22 protein-coding genes are annotated in these 23,451 nt (G+C 73.1%); 9 read left to right on the forward strand and 13 right to left on the reverse strand.

The features are described 5' to 3' along the window. Positions 1 to 46 precede the first annotated feature (46 nt). The 3 genes from QOZ88_RS07140 (at position 47) to QOZ88_RS07150 (ending at position 2,479) form a co-directional block, all read left to right on the forward strand. Positions 47 to 1,183: a serine hydrolase domain-containing protein gene (locus tag QOZ88_RS07140; RefSeq protein WP_305999101.1), complete on the forward strand. Its 1,137-nt coding sequence runs from the start codon at positions 47 to 49 to the stop codon at positions 1,181 to 1,183. A 225-nt stretch (positions 1,184 to 1,408) separates the two neighbouring features. Beyond that, a complete protein-coding gene (locus tag QOZ88_RS07145) occupies positions 1,409 to 1,567 on the forward strand; it encodes a Zn-dependent oxidoreductase (RefSeq protein WP_305999102.1) in 159 nt (52 codons plus the stop codon). Between the two features lie 186 nt (positions 1,568 to 1,753). Next, a complete protein-coding gene (locus QOZ88_RS07150) occupies positions 1,754 to 2,479 on the forward strand; it encodes a DUF2510 domain-containing protein (RefSeq protein WP_305999103.1) in 726 nt (241 codons plus the stop codon). Positions 2,480 to 2,604: 125 nt separating this feature from the next. Here QOZ88_RS07150 and QOZ88_RS07155 read toward each other — a convergent pair whose 3' ends face one another. Continuing rightward, a complete protein-coding gene (locus QOZ88_RS07155; protein WP_305999104.1) occupies positions 2,605 to 3,522 on the reverse strand; it encodes a competence protein CoiA family protein in 918 nt (305 codons plus the stop codon). A gap of 295 nt (positions 3,523 to 3,817) precedes the next feature. Here QOZ88_RS07155 and QOZ88_RS07160 point away from each other — a divergent pair, with 295 nt between their 5' ends. After that, a complete protein-coding gene (locus QOZ88_RS07160) occupies positions 3,818 to 4,789 on the forward strand; it encodes a quinone oxidoreductase family protein (RefSeq protein WP_305999105.1) in 972 nt (323 codons plus the stop codon). An 85-nt stretch (positions 4,790 to 4,874) separates the two neighbouring features. Here the strand turns inward: QOZ88_RS07160 and QOZ88_RS07165 are convergent, their stop codons facing one another. The 5 genes from QOZ88_RS07165 to QOZ88_RS07185 all read right to left on the reverse strand — a co-directional run bounded on the left by QOZ88_RS07165 (position 4,875) and on the right by QOZ88_RS07185 (position 10,178). Then, positions 4,875 to 5,831, reverse strand: a complete 957-nt coding sequence (locus QOZ88_RS07165) for a VWA domain-containing protein (protein ID WP_305999106.1) — start codon at positions 5,829 to 5,831, stop codon at positions 4,875 to 4,877. Further along, positions 5,828 to 6,856 carry a DUF58 domain-containing protein gene (locus QOZ88_RS07170; protein WP_305999107.1) on the reverse strand — a complete coding sequence of 343 codons (1,029 nt, stop codon included), beginning with the start codon at positions 6,854 to 6,856 and terminating at the stop codon, positions 5,828 to 5,830. The genes QOZ88_RS07165 and QOZ88_RS07170 overlap by 4 nt, the downstream gene beginning before the upstream one ends. After that, on the reverse strand, positions 6,853 to 8,115 hold the full coding sequence (locus QOZ88_RS07175) for an AAA family ATPase (RefSeq protein WP_305999108.1): 1,263 nt from the start codon (positions 8,113 to 8,115) through the stop codon (positions 6,853 to 6,855). The genes QOZ88_RS07170 and QOZ88_RS07175 overlap by 4 nt, the downstream gene beginning before the upstream one ends. A 278-nt stretch (positions 8,116 to 8,393) precedes the next feature. Beyond that, positions 8,394 to 9,764: a C40 family peptidase gene (locus tag QOZ88_RS07180; RefSeq protein WP_305999109.1), complete on the reverse strand. Its 1,371-nt coding sequence runs from the start codon at positions 9,762 to 9,764 to the stop codon at positions 8,394 to 8,396. Positions 9,765 to 10,004: 240 nt separating this feature from the next. After that, a complete protein-coding gene (locus tag QOZ88_RS07185; protein ID WP_305999110.1) occupies positions 10,005 to 10,178 on the reverse strand; it encodes a hypothetical protein in 174 nt (57 codons plus the stop codon). A gap of 40 nt (positions 10,179 to 10,218) precedes the next feature. On the opposite strand from QOZ88_RS07185, the gene QOZ88_RS07190 reads away from it, so the two are divergent. Beyond that, entirely contained in the window at positions 10,219 to 11,064 is an 846-nt protein-coding gene (locus tag QOZ88_RS07190) for an SDR family oxidoreductase (RefSeq protein WP_305999111.1), read from the forward strand. 30 nt (positions 11,065 to 11,094) lie between these two features. On the opposite strand, the gene QOZ88_RS07195 is transcribed toward QOZ88_RS07190, so the two are convergent. The 3 genes from QOZ88_RS07195 to QOZ88_RS07205 form a co-directional block, all read right to left on the reverse strand. After that, the gene (locus QOZ88_RS07195; protein ID WP_305999112.1) at positions 11,095 to 12,630 is read right to left on the reverse strand and encodes a long-chain-fatty-acid--CoA ligase; all 1,536 of its coding nucleotides are present in this window, start codon (positions 12,628 to 12,630) and stop codon (positions 11,095 to 11,097) included. Positions 12,631 to 12,831: 201 nt separating this feature from the next. Continuing rightward, on the reverse strand, positions 12,832 to 13,590 hold the full coding sequence (locus QOZ88_RS07200; RefSeq protein WP_305999113.1) for an SIR2 family NAD-dependent protein deacylase: 759 nt from the start codon (positions 13,588 to 13,590) through the stop codon (positions 12,832 to 12,834). Then, positions 13,587 to 14,573 (reverse strand): phosphatase PAP2 family protein, encoded by a 987-nt coding sequence (locus QOZ88_RS07205; RefSeq protein WP_305999114.1) that lies wholly within the window; start codon positions 14,571 to 14,573, stop codon positions 13,587 to 13,589. The genes QOZ88_RS07200 and QOZ88_RS07205 overlap by 4 nt, the downstream gene beginning before the upstream one ends. Before the next feature lie 252 nt (positions 14,574 to 14,825). On the opposite strand from QOZ88_RS07205, the gene QOZ88_RS07210 reads away from it, so the two are divergent. The 3 genes from QOZ88_RS07210 (at position 14,826) to QOZ88_RS07220 (ending at position 18,679) form a co-directional block, all read left to right on the forward strand. Next, complete coding sequence (locus QOZ88_RS07210) at positions 14,826 to 17,696, forward strand: aconitate hydratase (protein ID WP_305999115.1); 2,871 nt, start codon at positions 14,826 to 14,828, stop codon at positions 17,694 to 17,696. A gap of 88 nt (positions 17,697 to 17,784) precedes the next feature. Continuing rightward, a complete protein-coding gene (locus QOZ88_RS07215) occupies positions 17,785 to 18,504 on the forward strand; it encodes a sirohydrochlorin chelatase (protein WP_305999116.1) in 720 nt (239 codons plus the stop codon). 10 nt (positions 18,505 to 18,514) lie between these two features. After that, positions 18,515 to 18,679 (forward strand): hypothetical protein, encoded by a 165-nt coding sequence (locus QOZ88_RS07220; protein ID WP_305999117.1) that lies wholly within the window; start codon positions 18,515 to 18,517, stop codon positions 18,677 to 18,679. 22 nt (positions 18,680 to 18,701) lie between these two features. Here QOZ88_RS07220 and QOZ88_RS07225 read toward each other — a convergent pair whose 3' ends face one another. The 4 genes from QOZ88_RS07225 to hppD form a co-directional block, all read right to left on the reverse strand. After that, positions 18,702 to 18,980, reverse strand: coding sequence for a hypothetical protein (locus QOZ88_RS07225; RefSeq protein WP_305999118.1), 279 nt, complete (start codon positions 18,978 to 18,980; stop codon positions 18,702 to 18,704). Positions 18,981 to 19,019: 39 nt separating this feature from the next. Beyond that, the gene (gene fahA, locus QOZ88_RS07230) at positions 19,020 to 20,243 is read right to left on the reverse strand and encodes a fumarylacetoacetase (RefSeq protein ID WP_305999119.1); all 1,224 of its coding nucleotides are present in this window, start codon (positions 20,241 to 20,243) and stop codon (positions 19,020 to 19,022) included. Beyond that, positions 20,216 to 21,436 (reverse strand): homogentisate 1,2-dioxygenase, encoded by a 1,221-nt coding sequence (locus QOZ88_RS07235; RefSeq protein WP_305999120.1) that lies wholly within the window; start codon positions 21,434 to 21,436, stop codon positions 20,216 to 20,218. Before QOZ88_RS07235 ends, fahA begins: the two co-directional genes overlap by 28 nt. A gap of 71 nt (positions 21,437 to 21,507) precedes the next feature. Then, complete coding sequence (gene hppD, locus QOZ88_RS07240; protein ID WP_305999121.1) at positions 21,508 to 22,713, reverse strand: 4-hydroxyphenylpyruvate dioxygenase; 1,206 nt, start codon at positions 22,711 to 22,713, stop codon at positions 21,508 to 21,510. A gap of 165 nt (positions 22,714 to 22,878) precedes the next feature. Between hppD and QOZ88_RS07245 the strand changes: the two genes are divergently transcribed. Continuing rightward, the gene (locus tag QOZ88_RS07245) at positions 22,879 to 23,385 is read left to right on the forward strand and encodes an Lrp/AsnC family transcriptional regulator (protein ID WP_305999122.1); all 507 of its coding nucleotides are present in this window, start codon (positions 22,879 to 22,881) and stop codon (positions 23,383 to 23,385) included. The last annotated feature ends 66 nt before the right edge of the window (positions 23,386 to 23,451 follow it).

Raw genomic sequence — 23,451 nt, forward strand, 5'->3', positions numbered from 1 at the left:
CACGAGTGGCGCGGGCCAGCGTGCGCCGGAGTCGAGGGAGGCCCGGATGGCCGAGGTGCAGGGCAGATGCGACGACCGGTTCGGCGCGCTGCGGGAAGCGCTGGAACGCCGGCTGGACGACGACGAGCTGGGTGCGTCGGTCGCGGTCGACCTGGACGGTGAGGTCGTCGTCGACCTGTGGGGCGGCTACCGGGACGAGGCGCGGACGACGCCGTGGATGCAGGACACCATCGTCAACGTCTGGTCGACGACCAAGACCGTGCTCTCGCTGGCGGCACTGATGCTCGTCGACCGCGGCGAGCTCGACGTCTCCGCGCCGGTGGCCAAGTACTGGCCGGAGTTCGCGGCCAACGGCAAGGAGAGCATCGAGGTGCGGCACCTGATGGGGCACACCTCCGGCGTCGCCGGCTGGGACCCGCCCTTCACCGTGGCTGACATGTACGACTGGGAGCTGTCGACGTCACGACTGGCCGCCCAGGCGCCGTGGTGGGAGCCGGGGACGGTGTCCGGCTATCACGCCAACGACCAGGGGCACCTCGTCGGCGAGGTGATCCGCCGGATCACCGGGAAGACCTTCAAGCAGTTCGTGGCCGATGAGATCGCCGGGCCGACGGGCGCCGACTTCCAGGTGGGCGCGAAGGAGTCGGACTGGGACCGGATCGCCCCCGTCGTCCCGCCGCCGCCGTTGGCGTTCGACCTTGCGGCACTGGACCCGCTGTCCCCGATGGTGCGCTGCATGACCGGGCCGATCCCCGACGCGAGCCAGGCGAACACCGCGGGTTGGCGGGGCGCGGACATGGGCGCGCTCAACGGGCACTCCAACGCCCGGGGGGTCCTCGACATCATGCGGGCGATGTCGCTGGGCGGGGAGACCGGCGGCGTCCGGTTCCTCTCGCCGGAGACGATCGAACTCGTCTTCGAGGAGCAGGCTAACGGCACGGACGTCGTCCTCGGCGTGCCGCTGCGGTTCGGCACCGGCTACGGGCTCACCCCGTCCGGGGCGATCCCCTACCTGCCCGAAGGCCGGGTCTGCTTCTGGGGTGGCTGGGGTGGCTCGCTGATCCTCATGGACCTCGACCGGCGGCTGACGCTGAGCTACATGATGAACCGGATGGCGCCGGGCATCATCGGCTCCGACCGCAGCGAGGCCTACGTCCACGCCCTCTACGACGCGCTGCGCTGACGCCTGGGCGATGAGAGACGTTCCAGCGGGAAGGTCTGTAGCGGTGCTTCAGCGTGCCTCGATCGCCCGATGGACGAGGGTGCGTTCTGCAGCGGGTCCTGGCCCTTCCGGGGCTCTGACGTGAACGCGCACGTCTCGACGAGCCGCCTCCAGCGGTGGAGGGCTGCCGCGGACGCCGCCTACCTCGCGGGGAACCGAAGCTCCGGACGGCCTAGCCTCCTGCTCATGCGAGCCGTGCAGATCACCGAGTTCGGTGGCCCCGAGGTCCTGAACGTCGTCGACATCCTGGAGCCGGAGGCCGGTCCCGGCCAGCAGCTCTACGACGTCTCCACCGCCGGCGTGAACTACGCCGACACCCACCACGTCGGGCCAGCTTCTCTCTAAGCAGGATGGACGCCCGGCCCAGGTCGATGAGAGCCGCCCCCTCCCCACAGCAGACGCTGTGACGGGCAGCCGCGGCGTCGCTCCCGTAAAAGCAACCGTCTACGCTTCATTGTTCGGCAAGTCCTACAGCCCCACTTACGGGGTGGCAGGCTGCTCAATCTTCAATGCCTGTGCGAATGTGCTCGCATGAGCACAACGCCTCCTGACGGCGCGCCGGAGACCGGCAGTTCCGAAGCCACCAACGGCTATGGGAGCAACGACCGTATGCCTGGCATCGCTCCGGGCGCCGGCTGGTATCCCACCCCGACCGGCGAGCAACGGTACTGGGACGGTGAGCAGTGGCTGGCACTGCCTCCACCCACGGACCCTGCCGGAACCAGCATGGCGACCTCGGAAGCCAGTATGGCGCCAGAGAGGCGGCGGGTCGGCAAGTGGCTTGCGATCGCCGGAGCGGTGGCGGTGCTCCTAGGCCTCATCGGCGGCGGTATCGCCTGGAAGTCGGCCAACGACGCAAGGGTGGCCGCAGCAGAAGCCGCAGCCGCTGAGGAGAAGGCCGCGGCCGAAGAACGCGAGCAGCAAGAGCGCGAGGACGCCGCTGCTGCGGCTGCTCAGGAAAGAAGGGACGAGGGGGAGCGCAGCGCGAGGCGCGCGTCGGTCACCGAGATCGAGGCGAGCGTCAAGACGATGGCCGAGGGCCATGCGGCTGACGACATCATCGACGGTCCGATAATCGACGTGAGTTGCTCTCCGGTTGGCGGCGGTTCGACGGACGACCTCACGGAGCAGACGACCGTTTTCGCGTGCTTTGTCGCCAACGTGGACAACGGCGACGGAACAATGAGTGGGTACAAGTACAACGCGACCATGAACTGGTCCAGCGGCTCATTCACCTACGGCCTCGGCGCGCCCTAAGGAGTCGCTTCAGTCGAACGCCACGCGGAGAACGAGCCGGCCGGGCATGCGCTCGACCGGCTCGTCCGTTCGAGAGGGCTCAGGAACCTGATCGCCCAGGGATTCCACGGCGGCCGATTGCGGAGTCACTTGGGTGACTTCAGCGATGCCTTAAACCTCCAACGTCGGAAGGCCGTGCTCATGAGTTCCTTTCGCAGGGCCTCGTACCTATGCCGCCACTCTGACGCCGTTCGACTTGCTGCGAGGAAGCGCTGGTCCGCTTCAGCGACTTGTGCTCGCTCTTGATCCAGCTCACTGGTCCGCTGATCGAGCGCCGCCTGCGCTTCGACGAGGTCACGCTGCCAGCCGCGCGCGGTTGCGTCGAGCGCCCCTAGCTGACGCCGCAAGTCAGACCGCACGCCGGCGCCCTCGTCCAGCTTCGCCTCGAGCTCGGCTATTCGGCGAGCCTGCCATTCTGTGTGCTGCTTCCAGTCGGTCATCGATGCCCAGCCGTTCTGTAGGCCGTCAGCAGCCTGTTGCACCGGGCCCCAGTCCACCGTCTTCGCCAGGTGGTCTCTTAAGAAGGTCGCCAGCGCAGGGCGTCGCAACCCTGGCTGCAATCTCCGGGTCCTGCGGTCTAAGGACAGGTAACCCTCCATCACGGAGTAGTAGACGCCGTGCACTTCAGTGGTCGCGTAGTGATGGGGCTTCTCCGTCTCCGCGCGTAGTCCCACGGACGGAAGCCGGTCCACCCAGTTGACGTTTCGCGTCACCCAGAGGACCTCATATCCCTGGTGCTGCAGCGACTCAGTGCGACGACGTGCCGTCTCGAGGAGGATGGGCGACAGCTGCACCTCGTAGGCGAGCTTCCGCCCTTGAATCTCCACATGAACATCCGGGCGCAGCTCACCGACGGTCCGGTCGTACTTGGGCGAGAGGCTTTGCGCCTCAAGCCAGTCATGGATCCACCAAGTCAGAGCGACGTGCTCCTCACTCTCGCGCCCTGCTGCACCAGTGGCCCCATGCCGCTGCTCAGCGGCAGCGGCGTTGTGGCGCAGCCACACCCGTTCACCTCGCAAGAAGGGATGAACCGGCTCGCCACAGCCAACGCAGCGGAGTCCACCCCGGCTGTGCCAACGTTCGTAGGCCTCCGGCTTGCGGATATCGACCCGCTCGTCGTTAGGACCGAAGGCGAGAGTCATGCGCAGGGCGGGGCCCGGGTTCGAACCTGGTCGCCTCCCGCGCATGGGAGCAGCCTCTGCCACGGGTACGACGGTTTTCAACCCTGGCTGACTGCCTGCGGAGCGGCAATGCCACTGCCCCAAGGGGCGCCACGACCCCAAGACCTAGGGTCACGGCATGCGTGCTGTTCAGATCACCCGCTTCGGCGGCCCCGAAGTCATGGACGTCGTCGACCTTCCTGACCCCACTCCGGGACCGGGTCAGCAGCTCTACGAGGTGAGCTCCGCAGGAGTCAACTTTGCCGACACCCACCAGATCGAGAACAGCTACCTCGCCGAGCAGAAGCTGCCGCTCATCCCCGGTGCGGAGTTCGTCGGCACCCCGGTCGGCGGCGGGCAGCGGGTCGTCGGCCTGCTCGACGGCGGCGGCTACGCCGAGAAGGTCGTGGCGCACGACTTCTTGACCTGGCCGGTGCCCGACGGCGTGAGCGACGAGCAGGCCCTCGCCGTCGTCCTGCAGGGCTCGACCGCCTGGCACCTGCTGCGCACCAGCGCGCACCTGGCCGAGGGCGAGACCGTCGTCGTCATCGCCGGCGCCGGCGGCGTGGGCTCGCTGGCCGTGCAGCTGGCCCGCAAGTGGGGCGCCGGCCGGGTCGTCGCCACCGCCTCCTCCCCCGAGAAGCGGCAGCTCGCCGAGGAGCTCGGCGCGCACGCCACGGTCGACCCGGCGCTGGCCGACGACGACCCGAAGGCCTTCACCGGCGCGCTGCGCGAGGCCAACGGCGGCAAGCCCGTCGACATCGTGCTGGAGATGACCGGCGGCAACGTGTTCAACGGGTCGCTGGCGGCCCTTGCGCCCTTCGGCCGGCTGGTCACCTACGGCATGGCGGCTCGGCAGGAGACGCGGTCGGTCCCGCCCGGCATGCTCATGCAGAAGAGCCGCGCGATCATCGGTTTCTGGCTGGCCCACTGCATGGCTCGCCCACAGATGATGGACGCCGCCATGACCGACCTGCTGGCCATGGTCGACGCCGGTGAGCTGAAGCCCGTCGTCGGCGGCCGCTACCCGCTGTCGGCCGTCGCCGACGCCCACCAGGATCTGCTCGCCCGCCGCACCACCGGCAAGCTCGTCCTCGACCCCAGCCGCTGACGGCTCCGCGCCACGCCGGCTCGACCGCGCCGTCCGGCAGCCTTCCCCGCCGTGTACGGCGAGGAGGGCTGCCGCACCGCGCGATTCACACCAGGCGGTTGGTCCAGAACAGGCTGAGGACCGCGCCGAGCAGCACGACCAGGACGCCGGCCCGCACGAACCAGGGGCTGATGTCCTGCGGCTCGGTGGTGTAGCCGATCTGGCTGCCCAGGTCGGCGTACACCTGCTCCAGCTCCGCGGCGCTGGCGGCCTCGCTGTAGCTGCCGCCGGTCTGGTCGGCGATCTCCTCGAGCGCCGCCCGGTCCACCGGCACCGGCACCCGCTCCCCGTCGATGTCGAGGGTGCCGTAGTCGGTGCCGAACGCGATCGTGGAGACCGGCACCCCGGCGGCGCGCGCGGCCTCGATGGCCTGCGTGTCGTCGCGGCCGACGGTGTTGGTGCCGTCGGAGAGCAGCACGATCCGCGCCGGCGGCGGCTCCTCCCCGGCGCTCTCCAGCGAGGCCTGGAAGTTCTCGATCGCCGCCAGCGAGGTGAACACCGCCTCGCCGATCGCCGTCGCCTCCGCGAGGTCCAGGTTCTCGATCGCCACCGCCACCTGCGCCCGGTCGGTGGTCGGCGGCACCACCGTGGTGGCCGTGCCCGCGAAGGTCACCAGGCCGAGGTTGATCCGCTCGGGCAGCACGTCGACGAACTCGGTGGCCGCCCGCTGCATCGCCTGGAAGCGGCTGGGCTCGACGTCCTCGGCCTCCATCGACAGCGAGACGTCGACGGCCATCACGACGGTCGCCCGCTCCCGCGGGACCCGCACCTCGGTGCTCGGCACGGCCAGCGACACCACGAGCGTCGCCAGCCCGAGCGCGACGAGCCCGAAGGCGAGGTGCCGCTTCCAGCCGGGCCGCTTGGGCACCAGCGAGCCGAGCAGCGCCACGTTGGTGAAGCGGGCGGCGTACGCCTTGCGCCGCAGCTGGAGCACCACGTACACGGCGACGAGCAGGGCGACCACCAGCAGGGCCAGCAGCCACCACGGGGACTGGAAGGTCATCGGGAGGCCCCTCCGCTGCCGGCACGCCGGCGTTCGGCGACGAAGCGGACGACGTCCATGAGCCAGTCACGGTCGGTCCGCAGGTGCAGGTGGCCGGCTCCGGCGCGGCGCAGCGCCGCGGCCACGCGCGCCCGCTGGGCGGCGGCGCCCTCGGCGTACCGGGCGCGGAACTCGGCGTCGCCGGTGGGCACCTCGAGCGTCTGGCCGGTCTCGGGGTCGACGACGGTGAGCAGCCCGACGTCGGGCAGCTCGAGCTCGCGCGGGTCGACGACCTCGACGGCCAGCAGGTCGTGCCGGGCACCCAGGCCGCGCAGCGGGCGCTCCCAGTCGTCGTCGCCGAGGAAGTCGGAGATCACCACGACCAGCCCCCGGCGGCGCGGCGGGCGGCGCAGCGTCTCCAGCGCCGCGGCGAGGTCGCCCCGGCGGCCGGTGCCCGCCCGCGGCGTCGCCACCACCGAGCGGAGCAGCCGCTCGGCGGCGAGCCGTCCGGCCAGCGCCGGGTACCGGTCGACCCGCTCCCCCGTGGTGACGACGGCGCCGAGCCGGTTGCCGCCGTGCACGGTGAGGTGCCCGACCGCCGCCAGCCCGGCGATGGCGAGGTCGCGCTTCTGGCAGTTGGCGGTGCCGAAGTCCAGGCTCGCCGAGAGGTCGACCACCGCCCAGGTCTCCAGCTCGCGGTCGGCGATGGTCTCGCGGACGTGCGCCACCTGGGTGCGGGCGGTCACCGGCCAGTCCATGCGCCGCACGTCGTCACCCGGGTGGTAGGTGCGCGAGTCACCCGCCTCGCTGCCCGAGCCGGGGACGAGGCCGAGGTGGTCGCCCTGCAGCAGCCCGTCCAGCCGGCGTCGCACGGTGAGCTCGAGCCGGCGCAGCAGCACGTCGGCCGGCCCGTCGGCGAAACGGGGCGGGGACCCGTCCTCGCCACCCGGGCCGGTGCCCGAGCCAGGCGTCGCCGGGTGCAGCAGCAGCCCCTTGTGCTCGGGTGCGGCCGGCGGCGGCTCCGCCCGGCGACGGCGGCCGATCACGTCCGCTGGGACCCGGGTGCGGCGCCGTTGGAGCTGCCGTGCTGCCCGTTGTCCCCGTGGCCCGGCTGACCGGGGCCCTGCGGACCCGCGCCGTAGTGCGGGCCGCCCGGCGCCTGCGGGCCGTTCTGCCCCCACGGGCCACCCTGCGGCGGACCGAAGAACGGGCCGCCCTGACCGTGCGGCACCGAGGGCCCGCCCGGGACGCCGGGGCCGCCGCCGGAGGCACCCTGCCGGGGCGCGACCTGCGGCAGCGGGACGGTCTGCACGATGCGCTTGACGATGTGGTCGGCCGGCACGCCGTCGGCCAGCGCGTCGTAGGACAGCACCAGCCGGTGGCGCAGCACGTCGGCGGTGACGTCGAGGACGTCCTGCGGGAGCACGTAGTCGCGCCCGCGCACCAGCGCCAGGGCGCGGCTGGCGGCGATCAGCCCGAGCGAGGCCCGGGGGCTGGCGCCGTAGGCCACCCACGTGGCGACGTCCTCCATGCCGTGCTCGCGCGGCGACCGGGTGGCCACCACGAGCCGGACGACGTAGTCGACGAGGGCGTGGTGCACGAACACCTGCGAGGCCGTGCGCTGCAGCCGGCGCAGCTCGTCGGGGCCGAGCACCGTCTCGGCCACGGGGGGCTGCGAGCCCATCCGGTAGATGATCTCGCGCTCCTCTTCGGCGCTGGGGTAGTCGACCAGCACCTTCATGAGGAAGCGGTCACGCTGGGCCTCGGGCAGCGGGTAGACGCCCTCGTTCTCGATCGGGTTCTGCGTCGCGAGCACGAGGAACGGGTCGGGCAGCGGGTGGGTGACACCGCCGATGGAGACCTGCCGCTCGGCCATGACCTCCAGCAGCGCCGACTGCACCTTGGCCGGGGCCCGGTTGATCTCGTCGGTGAGCAGGAAGTTGGCGAAGACCGGGCCGAGCTCGGTGTCGAACGCGTCCTGGCCGGCCTTGTAGATGCGCGTGCCGATGATGTCGGCCGGCACCAGGTCGGGGGTGAACTGCAGCCGGGAGAACGTGCCGCCCACGACGGTCGCCAGCGTCTCGACGGCGAGGGTCTTGGCGACGCCGGGCACGCCCTCGAGCAGCACGTGGCCCCGGGCGAGCAGCGCCACGAGCATCCGCTCCACCAGGCGGTCCTGGCCGACGATGACGCGCTTGATCTCGAAGAGCACCCGTTCCAGCCGGGCGGCGTCGACCGAGGGGGGCACGGGCGCCTGCGGGTGGGCGGGCACGCTCTCGGTCGGTGTGCTGGCAGCGCTGGACACGTGGCTCCCTGGTCGTGCCGGGCCGCGACCACCCGGCTCGGGCAGGCCGTCGACGGGGCCGTGCCGTGCCGGCCCCGGCCCAGTGTCCTACACCGGAGGCGTGTGCCGCCGCGCCCTCGCGACCCGCCGCGCGTCCCCTCCTGGAACGACCGGTGAGGGCGCGCGATTTTCCTGCCCACGGCAGGCCGGGACTGCTAGCGTGTGCGCTGCGTCGGGCAGCTCCCCCCGTGGCTGCCCGACGCCTCACGTCCGGCGGCGGATCCGGCGCGAGGTCCGGCTCAGCGAGCGCTCGGCCGCACCGCGCCGAAGTAGGTGCTGCTCGAGGTGCGCGCCGGCGCCACGGTCACGTGCTTGCCGCGGTCCGGCGCCTCGATCACCTGACCGCCGCCGATGTAGAGCGCCACGTGCGTGATGGACATGTAGTCGCTCCGGGTGCCGCCCCAGAAGAGCAGGTCACCGGGCTGCAGGTCGGCGGTCGCGACCTGCTTGTCCCGGTTGAGCCACCACTGGTCCCGGCTGGTCCCGCCGATGGCGATCCCGGCACGGGCGTAGGCGTACTGGGTCAGCCCCGAGCAGTCGAAGCCGAAGAGCTGGCTGTCCGGCGGGATTCCGTTGCTGGGACCGCTGCTGCCACCGCCGCCCCACGAGTACGGGACGCCGAGCTGCGACCGCGCCGCCGCGATGGCCGTCTCGGCCGCCGATGCCGACGGCGCGCCGGCCGTGCCCCCGGAGGGACGCTCGGGCGTCGGGGTGCTCGGGACGGGGGCGGGCGCGGGGGCGGGCGCGGGGGCGGGCGCGGGCCTGGTCGGGGTGCGCTGCGGCGCCGGCGCGGCGGACTGCCGGGCGGCCGCCTCCTGCGCGGCCGACCGGGCGCCCTCCAGCCCCTGCAGCACCTGCTGCGCCTGCTGGAGCTCGGCCTGGAGACCGTCCTCCCGGGCATCGAGCGCGTCCGCCTGCCGGCGCGCTTCCACCTCCTGGGTCTGCGCATCCGCCAGCAGGTCGGCCGCCTGCTGCTGAACGGCGGCGGCCTGCTCGGTCGCCTGCTGGGCGGCCTGCTCCGTCGTCGCGGCCTGCACCTGCAGGACGGTGAGCTCGGCGACGACCTCGGTGCGGTTGGTCCCCGCGGCCTCCAGCAATGCCGCGCGCTCGATCAGCTCCGCCGGCCCTGCGGCGCTGAGCAGCGCGGTGATGCCCGGAGCGGTGGAACCCTGCATGTAGCTGGCCCGCGCGAAGGAGGCGACGTCGTCGCGCCCCTCCTGCAGGTCGGCGGCCGCCTGCACCGCCGCGGCGGTCGCGGCGTCGGCGGTGGCGCGGGCGGCGTCGTAGGCCGCCTGCTTGTCCTCGTAGTCCTGCAGCGCGATGAGCGCCGCCTGGTGCAGGGCCTCGGCGTCCGCCCGCGCCCGCGCCAGCTGCGCGCTGATTTCCCCGACGCGCTCGGCAGCATCGGCCCTCGCCTGCTGCGCGGTACCGAGCTCGGCGTCGCTGGGGTTCCGCGGCGCCGCGCCGGCCGCCGACGGGGTGAGGCCGATCGCCACCGCGGCGACGAGGACCGCCACGACCGCCCGCAGCGCCGCCCGGCCGCGCCCGGCCACCCCGGCCGGGGACCCGGTACCGCCCCGCACCGCGCACGTCCGCGCTCCGCTGCCCACCGCTGCCTCTTCCCGACGTCCGACGGGCACCCGGACGGGTGACCCGTCGGGGGCATCGGCTCCGGGCGCGGGACCGTTGAGGACGCCTCACCCCTCCGGGTGGGTCACTCGCGCGTGGATGACTGCGGCATTACGCGGGCGCCGTCCTCGCGTGCCGGCCGCCGTCCGCACGCTGGAGCACGAGGACGGCGGCGCGCCGGCGCGGTCGGCGCGGCTGACGAGGGCCGTCGCTCCGGGACGTCAGCGGCGGTGCCAGCGGCCCAGCTCGAGGACGGTGCCGCCGGGGACCTCGCCGCCGAGGCGCTGCAGGATCGCCGCCTCGCCCCGGCGCTGCACGAACGCCCGGGGCCGGGAGTCGACCCACAGCCGGGTCGCGTCGACGTAGGTCGGCGGGACGGAGGTCGTGTCGCGCACGGTGCGGTTGTGCCCGGCGTCGCCTGGGCAGAACCGGGCGGTGCCCGACCTCCAGGATCGCGTCATCCTCGTCACCGGCGGGAGCACCGGCATCGGTCGCGCCGTCGTCCACCGCCTGGCCGCCGACCGTGCGCGGGTGGTGGCGTGCGCCCGCGACCAGGGGCGGCTGACCGAGGCGCTGGCCGGCGTCGACGGCGCGACCGGGGTGCGGGCCGACGTCTCCTCACCCACCGACCGGGTGGCGCTGGTCGAACGGGTGGTCGCCGAGCACGGGCGCCTGGACGCGGTGGTCCTCAACGCGGCGATCGGCTACGCCGGGCTCGTCGAGGACACCCCGCAGGAGGCCGTCGAGACGATGATCGCCACCAACCTGACCGGGGTCGTCGACCTCGCCCGCCTGGCCCTCCCCCACCTGCTGGCCGCGGCCGCCGAGCGGGGGCGGGCCGACGTCCTCGTCACCGCCTCCTCCGCCGCGCTGGCACAGGTGCCGCCGCTGACCGTCTACTCCGCGACCAAGGCCGGTGCACACGGCTTCGTCAAGGGGCTCCGACGGGAGGTCACCGCCCGCGGCGTCCGGGTGCACTCGATCACCCCCGGGCCGGTGTCGACCGAGTGGCTGGTGCGCGGCCGGGGTGCGGCGCCGGTCTCCGACGAGGACGCCGAGGGGCGGCTCTCCCCCGGCATCCGCCCGGAGCGGGTGGCCGAGCAGGTCGCGCGCAGCCTCGGCTCCTACTGGTCCCGCACGGTCGCCGTACCGCGGTGGATGGGCCTCGCGCGGCTCGGCGAGGTCCCGCCCGTCGACCGGCTCCTCGACATGACCCTCTCCCGGCAGGTGCACCGCATCCGGCGGATCACCGACCGGCTGGTGGCCGAGCGCGATGGCTGAGACCCCGCGCTCGGCCCGGCGGGGGCGCCCTCAGTTCACCTTGCGCTCGGAGCCGGCCCAGAAGTCCTCGCGCAGCTTGAACTTCTGGATCTTCCCGGTGGCGGTGCGGGCCAGCTCGTCGCGGAACTCCACCCGCTTCGGTGCCTTGTAGCCGGCGATCCGCGCCTTGCAGTGGGCGATGATGTCGGCCTCCGTGGCCTGCTCCCCCTCGGCGAGGACCACGATGGCGGTGACCATCTCCCCCCACTTCTCGTCGGGGATGCCGATGACCGCGACCTCCGCGACCGCCGGGTGGCTGAACACCACGTCCTCGACCTCGATCGAGGAGACGTTCTCGCCGCCGGTGATGATCACGTCCTTCTTGCGGTCGGAGATCGTCAGGTAGCCCTGCTCGTCGAGCGTCCCGCCGTCCCCGGTGTGGAACCAGCCGTCCTCCAGCGCCTCGGCCGAGGCGTCGGGGTTCTCCCAGTAGCCGGCGAGCACGGTGTTGCTGCGCGCCAGCACCTCGCCGTTGTCGCTGATCGCCATCCGGGTGCCGATCGACGGCACGCCCGCCCGGGACAGCCGCTTGGCGCGCTCCTCCGGGTCGAGGTCGTCGTGCTCGGCGCGCGGCCGGTTGATGGTCAGCAGTGGGGCGGTCTCGGTGAGGCCGTAGATCTGGTTGAACTCCCACCCGAGCTCGGCCTCCACGCGGGCGATGGTCCGCGACGGCGGCGGCGCGCCCGCGACGATGATCCGCACCCGGTCCCGCCCGGGGATCTCGCCGTCCCAGTCGGCGGCGGCGTCCAGGACGGCGTTCCAGACCGCCGGGGCCCCGGCCATCACCGTCACGCCGTGCCGGTCGACCCGGCGCAGGATCTCCGCGCCGTCGATCTTGCGGATCACCACCTGGCGGGCGCCGACCCCGGCCATGGCGTAGGGCAGGCCCCAGCCGTTGCAGTGGAACATCGGCAGCGTGTGCATGTAGACGTCGCGATCGCTGACCTGCATGTGCATGCCGAACGTGACCGCGTTGACCCAGATGTTGCGGTGGGTCATCTGCACGCCCTTGGGCCGCGCCGTCGTCCCGCTGGTGTAGTTGATCGTGGCCGTGGCGTCCTCGTCCGGCTCCGCCCACGGCCGGGGCTCGGCGTCGAACCGGAGCAGCTGCTCGTACTCCTCCCCCGTGCCGAACCGGTGGTCGGCGCGCACGCCCTTGAGCGAGGTCTCCAGCTCGGGGTCGACCAGCAGCACCCGGGCGCCGGAGTGGCCGACGATGTACTCGACCTCCTCGGGCTGCAGCCGGAAGTTGATCGGGACGGCGACCCGGCCGGACGACGGCACCGCCAGCAGCAGCTCGAGCAGCCGGGCGGAGTTGTGGCTGACGATCGCCACCCGCTCCCCCTCCCCGACGCCCAGGGCGTCGAGGCCGGCCTGCAGCGCCCGGCCGCGCCGGGCCACCTCGCGGTAGGACACCTCGCCGAGCGACGGTGCGGGCTGCGCCGGCTCGTCGACGATGCCGACGCGGTCGCCGTAGACGAGCTCCGCGCGGTCGAGGAAGTCGCGACTGGTGAGGGGTACGCGCATGCCGGCTCCCGGGCTGCTGGGCCGGTGCGGGCCGGCCGTGGACGTGGTCCCCGTCACGCTATCGGTCGCCGGGGACGGCGACGAGCCGCGCGGCGCGTGCGGCGCCGCCGTCCACCCGCTGGGATCAGGGAACTGATCGTGGAGCGTCCTCCCTCAGCGCAGACCGGGAGGGAGGACGCACCCCGGTGGGGGAGGATGGGGTCAGCCCGCGGCGACCAGCCGCGGCAGCGCCGTCCCGATCGGCTCGCGCACGACGAGGTCGGCGACGTCGTCGTACGGCGTCGGCTCGGCGTTGACCACCACCACGCGGGCCCCGTGGCGGACGGCGACGTCGACCAGCCCCGCCGCCGGGTGGACCTGGAGCGACGTGCCCACCGCGAGCAGCAGGTCGCAGTCGCGCGCGGCTGCGACGGCGGCGTCGATCACGTCGGGGTCCAGCAGCTGCCCGAAGCTGATCGTCGCCGACTTGAGGATGCCGCCGCAGGCGTGGCAGGGCGGGTCCGGCTCACCCGCGGCCACCCGGTCCAGCGCCTCCTGCATCGCCGTCCGGGCGCGGCAGCCCAGGCACTCGACGTCGTGCACGGTGCCGTGGATCTCCACGACCCGCGCGGGGTCCGACCCCGCCGCCTGGTGCAGCCCGTCGACGTTCTGGGTCACCAGCGCGCGCAGCCGGCCCTGCCGCTCCAGGTCGACCAGCGCGGCGTGCCCGGCGTTGGGGCGCACGTCCAGCGCGCCCATGTCCCGGCGCATCAGCCAGGCCCGGCGCCGGATGTCCGGATCGGCGACGTAGTAGGACAGCGTCACGAGCTTCTCGGCGTCCGGGTCACGGGTCCAGACGCCGTTCGGTCCGCGGTAGTCGGGGATGCCGCTGTCGGTGGAGATGCCCGCACCGCTGAGCACGGTGACGCGGCGTGCGGCGGTCAGCCAGCCGGGCAGCGGGTCGGGGACGGTGCCGGTCACACCCGCCACGGTAGGGGCCGGGCGGCCGCGCGGCGGGCCCCGGCCCGGGCCAGGCGCCCGGCCGGCGGCGCGAGCAGGACGACGGCGCACGCGTACGCGGCACCCAGCAGCGTGTCGACGACGTAGTGCTCCCCGGACCAGACCAGGACCACCGGCATGAGCACGGCGTAGGCGACCAGGCCGGCCCGCTGCCAGCCGTACCGGGCCAGCGGCAGCAGCACGATGCACATGAGGACGGCGAAGGCGGTGTGCAGCGAGGGGACGGCGGCGACGAGGTTCACCTGCCCCTGCCCGGTCTCGAGCAGCACCCCCGCGCGCGGCAGCCCCAGAACCTCCCACCCGGCGTTGCTGATCCGCCCGACCGGCTCGATCACGCCCTGCTTGGCGGCCAGCCACGGCGGCGCGGCCGGGTAGAGCACGTAGGTGACCAGCCCGGCGAGGGAGAGCGCCACCACCAGGCGGGCGCAGCGGGCCCAGCGGGCGCGGTCGCGCAGCCACAGCACCGCGAGCACCACGGGGGTGAGCACGAAGTGGCTGCTGTAGACCAGCGTCGCCACGGCCTTCCACCAGTCGGCCCGCACGTGCTCCTGCAGCCACACCGTGGGCAGCACTCCCCCGGTGAACCAGCGGTCGGCGTCGGCCACCTCGCGCACGTGCACCGGCATGCCCAGGCCGTCGGCCAGCCCCCGGGTCGCGTCGTAGGCCAGCAGCACCGCCACCAGCGGCAGCCAGTCCACGAGCAGGTGCACGAGGCGCCGCCAGCCGTGCGTGACCGAGGTGACGGCCAACCCCGCGAGCACCCAGCCGAGCAGGACCACGCGGTCGGTCGGCAGGCCGCGCGCTGCACAGGCGAGCACGAAGGCGCCGAGGAGTCCGGCCCAGAGCACTGCCGCGACGGCGCGGCCCCGGGCGCCGGGCGCGGTGTCCCGGAGGACGGGCGGGGCCGCCGCCGGGGCGGGTGCCGATCGGTCGACCGCGGTCATGGCGCGGGACCGTAACCGCGCGCCGGCGCACGGGACGGACCCGCGTGCCCGGCACGCCGTCCGCGGGCGAGCGGTGGGGCTGCTGCGGCGGCGCGGACGGGAGGGGCGGTCGGACTCCGCGCGTTTCGCCGTCGGTGACACAGGTCACCGGGTGAGGGAAGGGTCGCCTGACTCGGTGCTCCCGGCCGCGGGCTGGGATGATGGGGGGTGGTCAACGACGCGTGATGAACCACGAGGGGTAGGCGCAGAGAAGTGGCAGCCAGCAAGGACAGCTTCGGGGCCCGGTCGACGCTCGCCGTCGAAGGCACCGAGTACGACATCTACCGGCTCGACGCGGTGGAGGGCGCGGAGAAGCTGCCCTTCAGCCTGAAGGTCCTCCTCGAGAACCTGCTGCGCACCGAGGACGGCGCGGACATCACCGCCGACCACATCCGCGCGCTGGCGAACTGGGACCCCTCGGCCGAGCCCGACCAGGAGATCCAGTTCACCCCGGCCCGCGTGGTGATGCAGGACTTCACCGGCGTGCCCTGCATCGTCGACCTCGCCACCATGCGCGAGGCCATGGCCGAGCTCGGCGGCGACCCGCAGAAGATCAACCCGCTCGCCCCGGCCGAGCTGGTCATCGACCACTCGGTGATCGCCGACGTCTTCGGCACGCCGGAGTCCTTCGAGCGCAACGTCGAGATCGAGTACGAGCGCAACGGCGAGCGCTACCAGTTCCTGCGCTGGGGCCAGGGCGCCTTCAGCGACTTCAAGGTCGTCCCCCCGGGCACCGGCATCGTCCACCAGGTCAACATCGAGCACCTGGCCCGCGTGGTCTTCCCGCGACAGGAGGGCGACCGCACGATCGCCTACCCCGACACCTGCGTGGGCACCGACAGCCACACCACGATGGTCAACGGCCTGGGCGTGCTCGGCTGGGGCGTCGGCGGCATCGAGGCCGAGGCCGCGATGCTCGGCCAGCCGGTCTCGATGCTCATCCCCCGCGTGGTGGGCTTCAAGCTCTCCGGCCAGCTCCCCGACGGCGCCACCGCCACCGACCTGGTGCTCACGATCACCGAGATGCTTCGCGAGCACGGCGTGGTCGGGAAGTTCGTCGAGTTCTACGGCGAGGGCGTCTCCGCGGTGCCGCTGGCCAACCGCGCCACGATCGGCAACATGAGCCCCGAGTTCGGCTCCACCGCGGCGATGTTCCCCATCGACGAGGAGACGATCACCTACCTGCAGCTGACCGGCCGCAGCGAGGAGCAGGTCAAGCTGGTCGAGGCCTACGCCAAGGAGCAGGGCCTCTGGCACGACCCGTCGCGCGAGCCGGTCTTCTCCGAGTACCTGGAGCTGGACCTCGCCACGGTCGTCCCGTCGATCGCCGGGCCGAAGCGCCCGCAGGACCGGGTGGCCATCACCGAGGCCAAGCCCGCGTTCCGCGCCGCGCTGGCCGACTACGTCCAGGCCGACGAGACCGGTGGCGAGGACCGCAAGCCCGGCGTGCCCGGCCAGGAGCAGCCCTACGGCGTCGAGTCGGAGGCCGACGAGGCCTCGGCGGAGTCGTTCCCCGCGTCGGACCCGGTGAGCCCGTTCGCGCACGGCAACGGCGAGGCCGGCAAGCCGCACCACTTCGACGGGCACGACGTCAGCCGCCGGCCGAGCAAGCCGACCCGCGTGGTGATGGAGGACGGCACCGAGACCGAGGTCGACCACGGCCACGTGGTCATCGCCGCGATCACCTCCTGCACCAACACCTCCAACCCGCAGGTGATGCTCGGCGCCGCGCTGCTGGCGAAGAACGCCGTCGAGCGCGGGCTGTCCAGCAAGCCGTGGGTGAAGACGACGCTGGCCCCCGGGTCCAAGGTCGTCATGGACTACTACGAGAAGGCCGAGCTCACCCCCTACCTGGAGAAGCTGGGCTTCTACCTGGTCGGCTACGGCTGCACCACCTGCATCGGCAACTCCGGCCCGCTGCCGGAGCCGGTGTCGGCGGCGGTCAACGAGGCCGATCTCGCCGTCGTCTCGGTGCTCTCGGGCAACCGGAACTTCGAGGGCCGGATCAACCCCGACGTCAAGATGAACTACCTGGCGTCGCCGCCGCTGGTCATCGCCTACGCGCTGGCCGGGTCCATGGACGTCGACCTGAACAACGACCCCCTGGGCCAGGACGCCGACGGCAACGACGTCTTCCTGCGCGACATCTGGCCCTCGCCGCAGGAGGTCCAGCGGGTCATCGACCAGGCCGTCTCCGCGGAGCAGTTCGGCCGCAGCTACGAGGACGTGTTCGCCGGCACCGAGCAGTGGCAGAACCTGCCCACGCCGACCGGGAACACCTTCGAGTGGGCCGAGGAGAGCACCTACGTCCGCCGTCCCCCGTACTTCGAGGGCATGCCGGCCGAGCCCGCCCCGGTCCAGGACATCACCGGCGCCCGCACCCTCGCGGTGCTCGGCGACTCGGTGACCACCGACCACATCTCGCCGGCCGGTTCGATCAAGGCCGACAGCCCCGCGGGCACGTACCTCCGCGAGCACGGTGTGGACCGCCGCGACTTCAACTCCTACGGCTCGCGCCGCGGGAACCACGAGGTCATGATCCGCGGCACCTTCGCCAACATCCGGCTGCGCAACCAGCTGGTGCCCGGGACCGAGGGTGGCGTCACCAAGAACCACCTGACCGGCGAGACGACGACGATCTACGACGCCTCGCGCGCCTACATCGACGCCGGCATCCCGCTGGTCGTGCTGGCCGGCAAGGAGTACGGCTCGGGGTCCTCCCGCGACTGGGCCGCCAAGGGCACCGCGCTGCTCGGCGTCAAGGCCGTCATCGCCGAGAGCTACGAGCGGATCCACCGCTCCAACCTCATCGGGATGGGCGTGCTGCCGCTGCAGTTCCCCGAGGGCCAGGACCGCGAGTCGCTCGGCCTGACCGGCGACGAGGAGTTCACCATCACCGGCATCACCGCGCTGAACGACGGCGAGGTGCCGCGCACGGTGAAGGTGAAGGCCGTGGGCCCGGACGGGAACACGACAGAGTTCGACGCCCGGGTGCGCATCGACACTCCCGGTGAGGCGAACTACTACCGCAACGGCGGGATCATGCAGTACGTCCTGCGCTCGCTGCGGGGCTCTGCCGCCTGATGCACCTGGTCCTGGGCGGTCGCGGCCCCTTGCTCACCGGCGCAAGCCGGAAGCGGGAGTCCGCGACCGCCCGGGCCCTCCACGCCCGGTGACCGCTCCCCCGACACCGGTGCTGGTCGCCTGCGCCCACGGCACCCGCAACCCCACCGGCCGGCGGCTGATCGCCGAGCTGGCGCTGGCCGCCCGCGCGCTGCGCCCCGGCCTGGTCACCACCGCAGCGTTCGTCGACGTCCAGCCGCCGACGGTCGTCGACGTCATCGCCGGCCTGTCCGCCGAGGGCCGGCCGGCCGTCGTCGTCCCGCTGCTGCTGTCCGGCGGGTACCACGTGCACGTCGACATCGCCGGGGCCGTCACCGCGCACGAGTCCGCGGTCGCGGCCCGCCCGCTCGGGCCCGACCCCCGGCTGGCCGAGGTGCTGCACGCCCGGCTGGTCGAGTCCGGCGCCGATCCGGCCGACCCCTCCACCGCCGTCGTGCTGGCCGCCGCCGGGTCCAGCGACCCGCGCTCGGTGGCCGACGTCGACCGGACCGTCGCGCTGCTGCAGGAGTCCTGGGCGGCGCCGGTGACCACGGGCTATGGCTCGGCCGCGCAGCCGCCGGTGCCCGACGCCGTCGCCGCCGCGCGGGAGCGGGGCGCCCGGCGCGTGGTGATCGCGTCGTACCTGCTCGCCCCGGGGCACTTCCACGACAAGCTCGCCGGCGCCGGGGCCGACGTCGTCACCGCGCCGCTGCTGCCCGACGACCGGATCGCCGCCGTCCTGCTCGACCGCTACGACGCGGTCCTCGGCGCAGAGCAGTCGGGCCGATAACGTCACGGCGGTGATGTCGCTGATCGGGCTCGCCACCTACCTCGCCCTCGTGGGCCTGTTCCTCTACGCCCTGTACTGGGTGGTGAACCGGGCGGTGCTGCACGCGCTCCGCACCCACTCCGCCGAGGTGCGCGCCGCCGCGGCGCCGGAGGGCCCCACCCACCCGGGCGGCTGAGCCGCGGGCCGCGCCGCCCGGCTCAGGCCTGCCAGCCGAGCAGCCAGCCGCCGACGGCGACGGTGAGGACGAGGACGGCGGCCGCGAGCACCGGGACCATCGGCGTCCACCACGAACGGGCGAGCGCGAGCCGGACCAGCCACGCCGCCAGCACCAGCCAGAGCACCCACAGCGGGAGCAGCGCGTACAGCGGCACGGCCAGCCCGCTCACCAGGTAGAAGTAGCCGACGACCAGGTGCGCGGCGCCCGCCACCCCGGCGAGCAGCAGTGCACCCGGGTCGCGGGCGGTCCCGGTGGGCATGGCAGGAGTATGGCCCCGCCGGCGGCGCAGCCGGTCGGGTCAGGGCCGGGCGGGCTCCACCCGGCCGACGACCTCCCCGAAGCCGATGCGTGTGCCGCCGGGGCCAGGGGCGCTCGCGCTGAGAGACACCGTGTCGCCGTCCTCGAGGAACCCCCGGGTCGAGCCGTCGGCCAGGCGCAGCGGCTGCGTGCCGTTGGCGGTCAGCTCCAGCAGCGAGCCCCACTGGTCGGGTGCGGCGCCGCTGACCGTCCCCGAGGCGAACAGCTCCCCGGCCGAGACCGAGGCACCGTTCACGGTCAGGTGCGCGAGCTGCTGCGCCGGCGTCCAGTACATGTCCCGGAACGACGGGCGGCTGACCACCTCGCCGTTGATCCGGACCTCGAGGGCGAGGTCCAGCCCCCACGGGGCGCCGTCGTCGCGCAGGTAGGGCAGCAGCCCGGTGCCGCGCGGCGGCGCCGGTACCCGCGCCGCTTCGAGCGCCGCCAGCGGCACGATCCACGGCGACATCGACGTCCGGAACGACTTGCCGAGGAAGGGGCCCAGCGGCACGTACTCCCAGGCCTGCAGGTCACGGGCCGACCAGTCGTCGACCAGGCAGACGCCGAACACGTGCTCGGTGAACGCCTCCACCGGCACCCGCTCCCCCGGCTCGCTGGGCGCACCGACCACGAACCCGACCTCGGCCTCGAAGTCGAGCTTCCGCGTCGGGCCGAACGGCGGCAGCTCGCCGTCGTCCGGCCCCCCGAGCTGCCCGCACGGCCGCACCACCGGCGTCCCCGACACCTCCACCGTGCCCGACCGGCCGTGGTAGCCGATCGGCAGGTGCCGCCAGTTCGGCGGCAGCGGGTCGGTGCCCGGGCGGAACAACCGGCCGACGTTCTCCGCGTGCTGCCGGGAGCTGTAGAAGTCCACGTAGTCCGCGACGCCGATCGGGCGGTGCAGGCTCACCTCGTCCAGCGGGACGAGGTGCGGCTCCACGCGGACGCGGTGCCGCGCGTCGGTGAGCCACTCGGTGACCTGCTCGCGGAGGTCCCGCCAGGCCCCCGGCCCCGCGACGAGGAACGCGTCCAGCGTGCGGGTCCGGTGGACCGGGAACCCGGTCATCCCGAACAGGTCGAGGACCGCGTCACCGATGCGCACGCCGTGCCGGAACCCGGGCCGCCCGCCGCCGAGGAACACCCCCAACGGCAGGTTCTCGATGCCGAACCCGCTGTCCTCCGGCAGCTCCAGCCAGGTCACGAGGTGGGCCCGCGGCCGGACCACGACCAGGCGTACCGCCCGTCGTCGACCGCCGCGCCGCCCTCGCCGAGCTGCAGCGGCCGGAAGGTGTCGACCATGACGGCCAGCTCGTCGAACCGCTCGGCGCCCAGCGACGCCTCGACCGCGGCCGGCTGCGGTCCGTGCGAGTGCCCGCCGGGATGCACGGTCACCGAGCCCTTGCCGATGCCCGAACCCTTGCGGGCCTCGTAGTCGCCGTCCACGTAGAACATGATCTCGTCGGAGTCGACGTTCGAGTGGTAGTAGGGCACCGGCACCGCGAGCGGGTGGTAGTCGACCTTCCGCGGCACGAAGTTGCAGATGACGAAGTTCGGCCCCTCGAACACCTGGTGCACCGGCGGCGGCTGGTGCACCCGGCCGGTGATCGGCTCGAAGTCCGCCACGTCGAAGGCGTACGGGTAGAGGCAGCCGTCCCAGCCGACGATGTCGAAGGGGTGCTCCGGGACGACGTGCACGGTGCCGGCCAGCCCGCCGGGCCCCTCGCCGCGGTGCTTGACGTACACCTCGACGTCGGTGCCCTCCGCCAGCAGCGGCTCGGCCGGGCCGCGCAGGTCCCGCTCGCAGTACGGCGCGTGCTCGAGGAACTGCCCGTACTTCGACAGATAGCGCTTCGGCGGGGCGATGTGGCCGTTCGCCTCGATGGCGTAGGTGCGCAACGGCTCGGCACCGGTGGGCAGCCAGCGGTGCGTCGTCGCCCGCGGGAGGACGACGTAGTCGCCCGAGCCCACGTCCAGCGCCCCGAACACCGTCTCGACTTTCGCCGTCCCGCGCTCGACGAAGACGCACTCGTCGCCGACGGCGTTGCGGTACAGCGGGCTCGGCAGGCTGCTGACCGCATAGGAGATGCGGACGTCGGCGTTGCCCAGCACCAGCCGCCGGCCGGTCACGGGGTCGGCCGCCGCGCTTGTCGACGGCATGGCCTCCTCGCCCGGGAAGAGGTCGTGCAGCTTCAGGTGCCGGGGCATCAGCGGGGCGTTCGGCGTCGTCGCCTGGTCGGGCAGCTGCCACGGGCGGGCGTCGACCAGCGAGGAGGGGACGCCGCGGTGGTACAGCAGCGAGCTGTCGGAGGAGAAGCCCTCCTCCCCCATCAGCTCCTCGGCGTACAGCCGACCGTCGGGACGCCGGAACTGCGTGTGCCGCTTCCGCGGCACCTCCCCCACCTGCCGGTAGTGAGCCATCTGTGGTGACCTTTCTGGAACGGCCCCGCTACAGGGGCCCGCCGCGAGCCTGCGAGCAGCGGGGTCCTTCTTCAGAAGTTGCCGCGTCGTTCCTGCTCGCGCTCGATCGCCTCGAACAGCGCCTTGAAGTTGCCCTTCCCGAAGCCCAGCGACCCGTGCCGCTCGATCAGCTCGAAGAAGACCGTGGGCCGGTCGCCGGTGGGCCGGGTGAAGATCTGCAGCAGGTAGCCGTCCTCGTCGCGGTCGACGAGGATCCCGCGGCGCTGCAGCTCCTCGATCGGCACGCGCACGGTGCCGATCCGGGCGCGGAGCTCCGGGTCCTCGTAGTAGGAGTCCGGCGTGGCGAGGAACTCGACGCCCTCTGCCCGCATGGCGTCGACCGTGGCGAGGATGTCGTTGGTCGCCAGCGCCACGTGCTGGGCGCCGGGGCCGCGGTAGAACTCCAGGTACTCGTCGATCTGCGACTTCTTCTTGCCCGGCGCCGGCTCGTTGAGCGGGAACTTCACCCGGTGGTTGCCGTTGGCCACGACCTTGCTCATCAGCGCGGAGTAGTCGGTGGCGATGTCCTCCCCGATGAACTCGGCCATGTTGGTGAACCCCATGACCCGGTTGTAGAAGTCGACCCACCGGTCCATCTCGCCCAGTTCCACGTTGCCCACGACGTGGTCGACGGCCTGGAACAACCGCTTCGGGGATTCCGGCCGCTTGACGAACGACGACGTGCGCCCGACGTAACCGGGCAGGTAGGGCCCGGCGTAGCGGGACCGGTCGACCAGCGTGTGCCGGGTGTCGCCGTAGGCCGCGATCGACGCCAGGCGGACGGTGCCGTGCTCGTCGCCGACGTCGTGCGGCTCCTCCAGCACGGTGGCCCCTTGAGCCCGGGCGTGGGCGGTGCAGCGGTCGACGTCGGGCACGGCGAGCGCGATGTCGACGATGCCGTCGCCGTGCCGGCGGTGGTGGTCGGCCAGCGGGCTGTCCGGGTCGTAGGCGCCCTGGACGACGAACCGCGCCGCCCCCGAGGTGAGCACGAAGGCGTGGTGGTCGCGGTTACCGGTCTCGGGGCCGGAGTAGGCGACCAGCTCCATGCCGAACGCCGACTGGAAGAAGTGCGCCGTCTGCACCGCGTTGCCCACGACCCAGACCAGGCCGTCCCAGCCGGAGACCGGGAAGGGGTCACCGGAGGGGTCGTACTGCACCAGCCCGACCAACTGCTCCAGCTGCCGACGGTCGAGCCCCGCCAGCCGTTCCTCGTCGTTGAGCGCCTGCTCGAGCGTCACCGCGACCCCTCCCTCGCCTCGGACCATGTGTGCCCCCCTCACAGCACACCCGTCGTCCGGCCTGCGCAACCACACCGGCTCGTGCTGGCGCGCCTGCACGACCGGGCTAGCTCCGAAGGGCTCCAGCTGGGCAGAATGCAGAGCTCCCGATCACGTGGAGGTCCGATGAGCCACCCCTACCGCCTCGACGCCCTCGACGTGGCCCTGCTGGCGGCGCTCCGGGAACACCCGCGTACGGGACTCGTCGAGATCGCCCGCATGGTCGGCGTCGCCCGCGCCACCGCGACCGCCCGGTTGCAGCGACTGGAAGCAGCGGGCGTGGTCACCGGGTTCGGTCCCGACGTGGACGTCACCGCTGCCGGGTTCGGCGTCCAGGCCTTCGTCACCCTGGAGATCGCCCAGGGTGCGCTCGATGCCGTGCACCGGGACCTCGAGGCGATCCCCGGCGTCCTCGAGGCCCACGCCACCACGGGCAGCGGCGACGTCGTCTGCCGCGTCGCCGCCGCCTCGCACGAGGCACTGCAGGAGATCCTGGTGCAGCTGAACCGGTCGTCCTCCGTCGTGCGCTCGACGAGCGTGGTGGCGTTGACCTGCCTGGTGCCGTGGCGCACCCTGCCGCTGCTGCGCTCGGGAGCGGCGCCGGGCTCGGGCCGTTCGCCCAGCTACCGGTAGCGATCGCGACCCGTGGGCCGCGACCGGCCGAGCACCGCCGGCGGGCCGCGGAGCTGACCTACTGTG

It is taken from the genome of Blastococcus carthaginiensis (assembly GCF_030731085.1).
GTDB classification, from domain to species: Bacteria; Actinomycetota; Actinomycetes; order Mycobacteriales; family Geodermatophilaceae; genus Blastococcus; species Blastococcus carthaginiensis.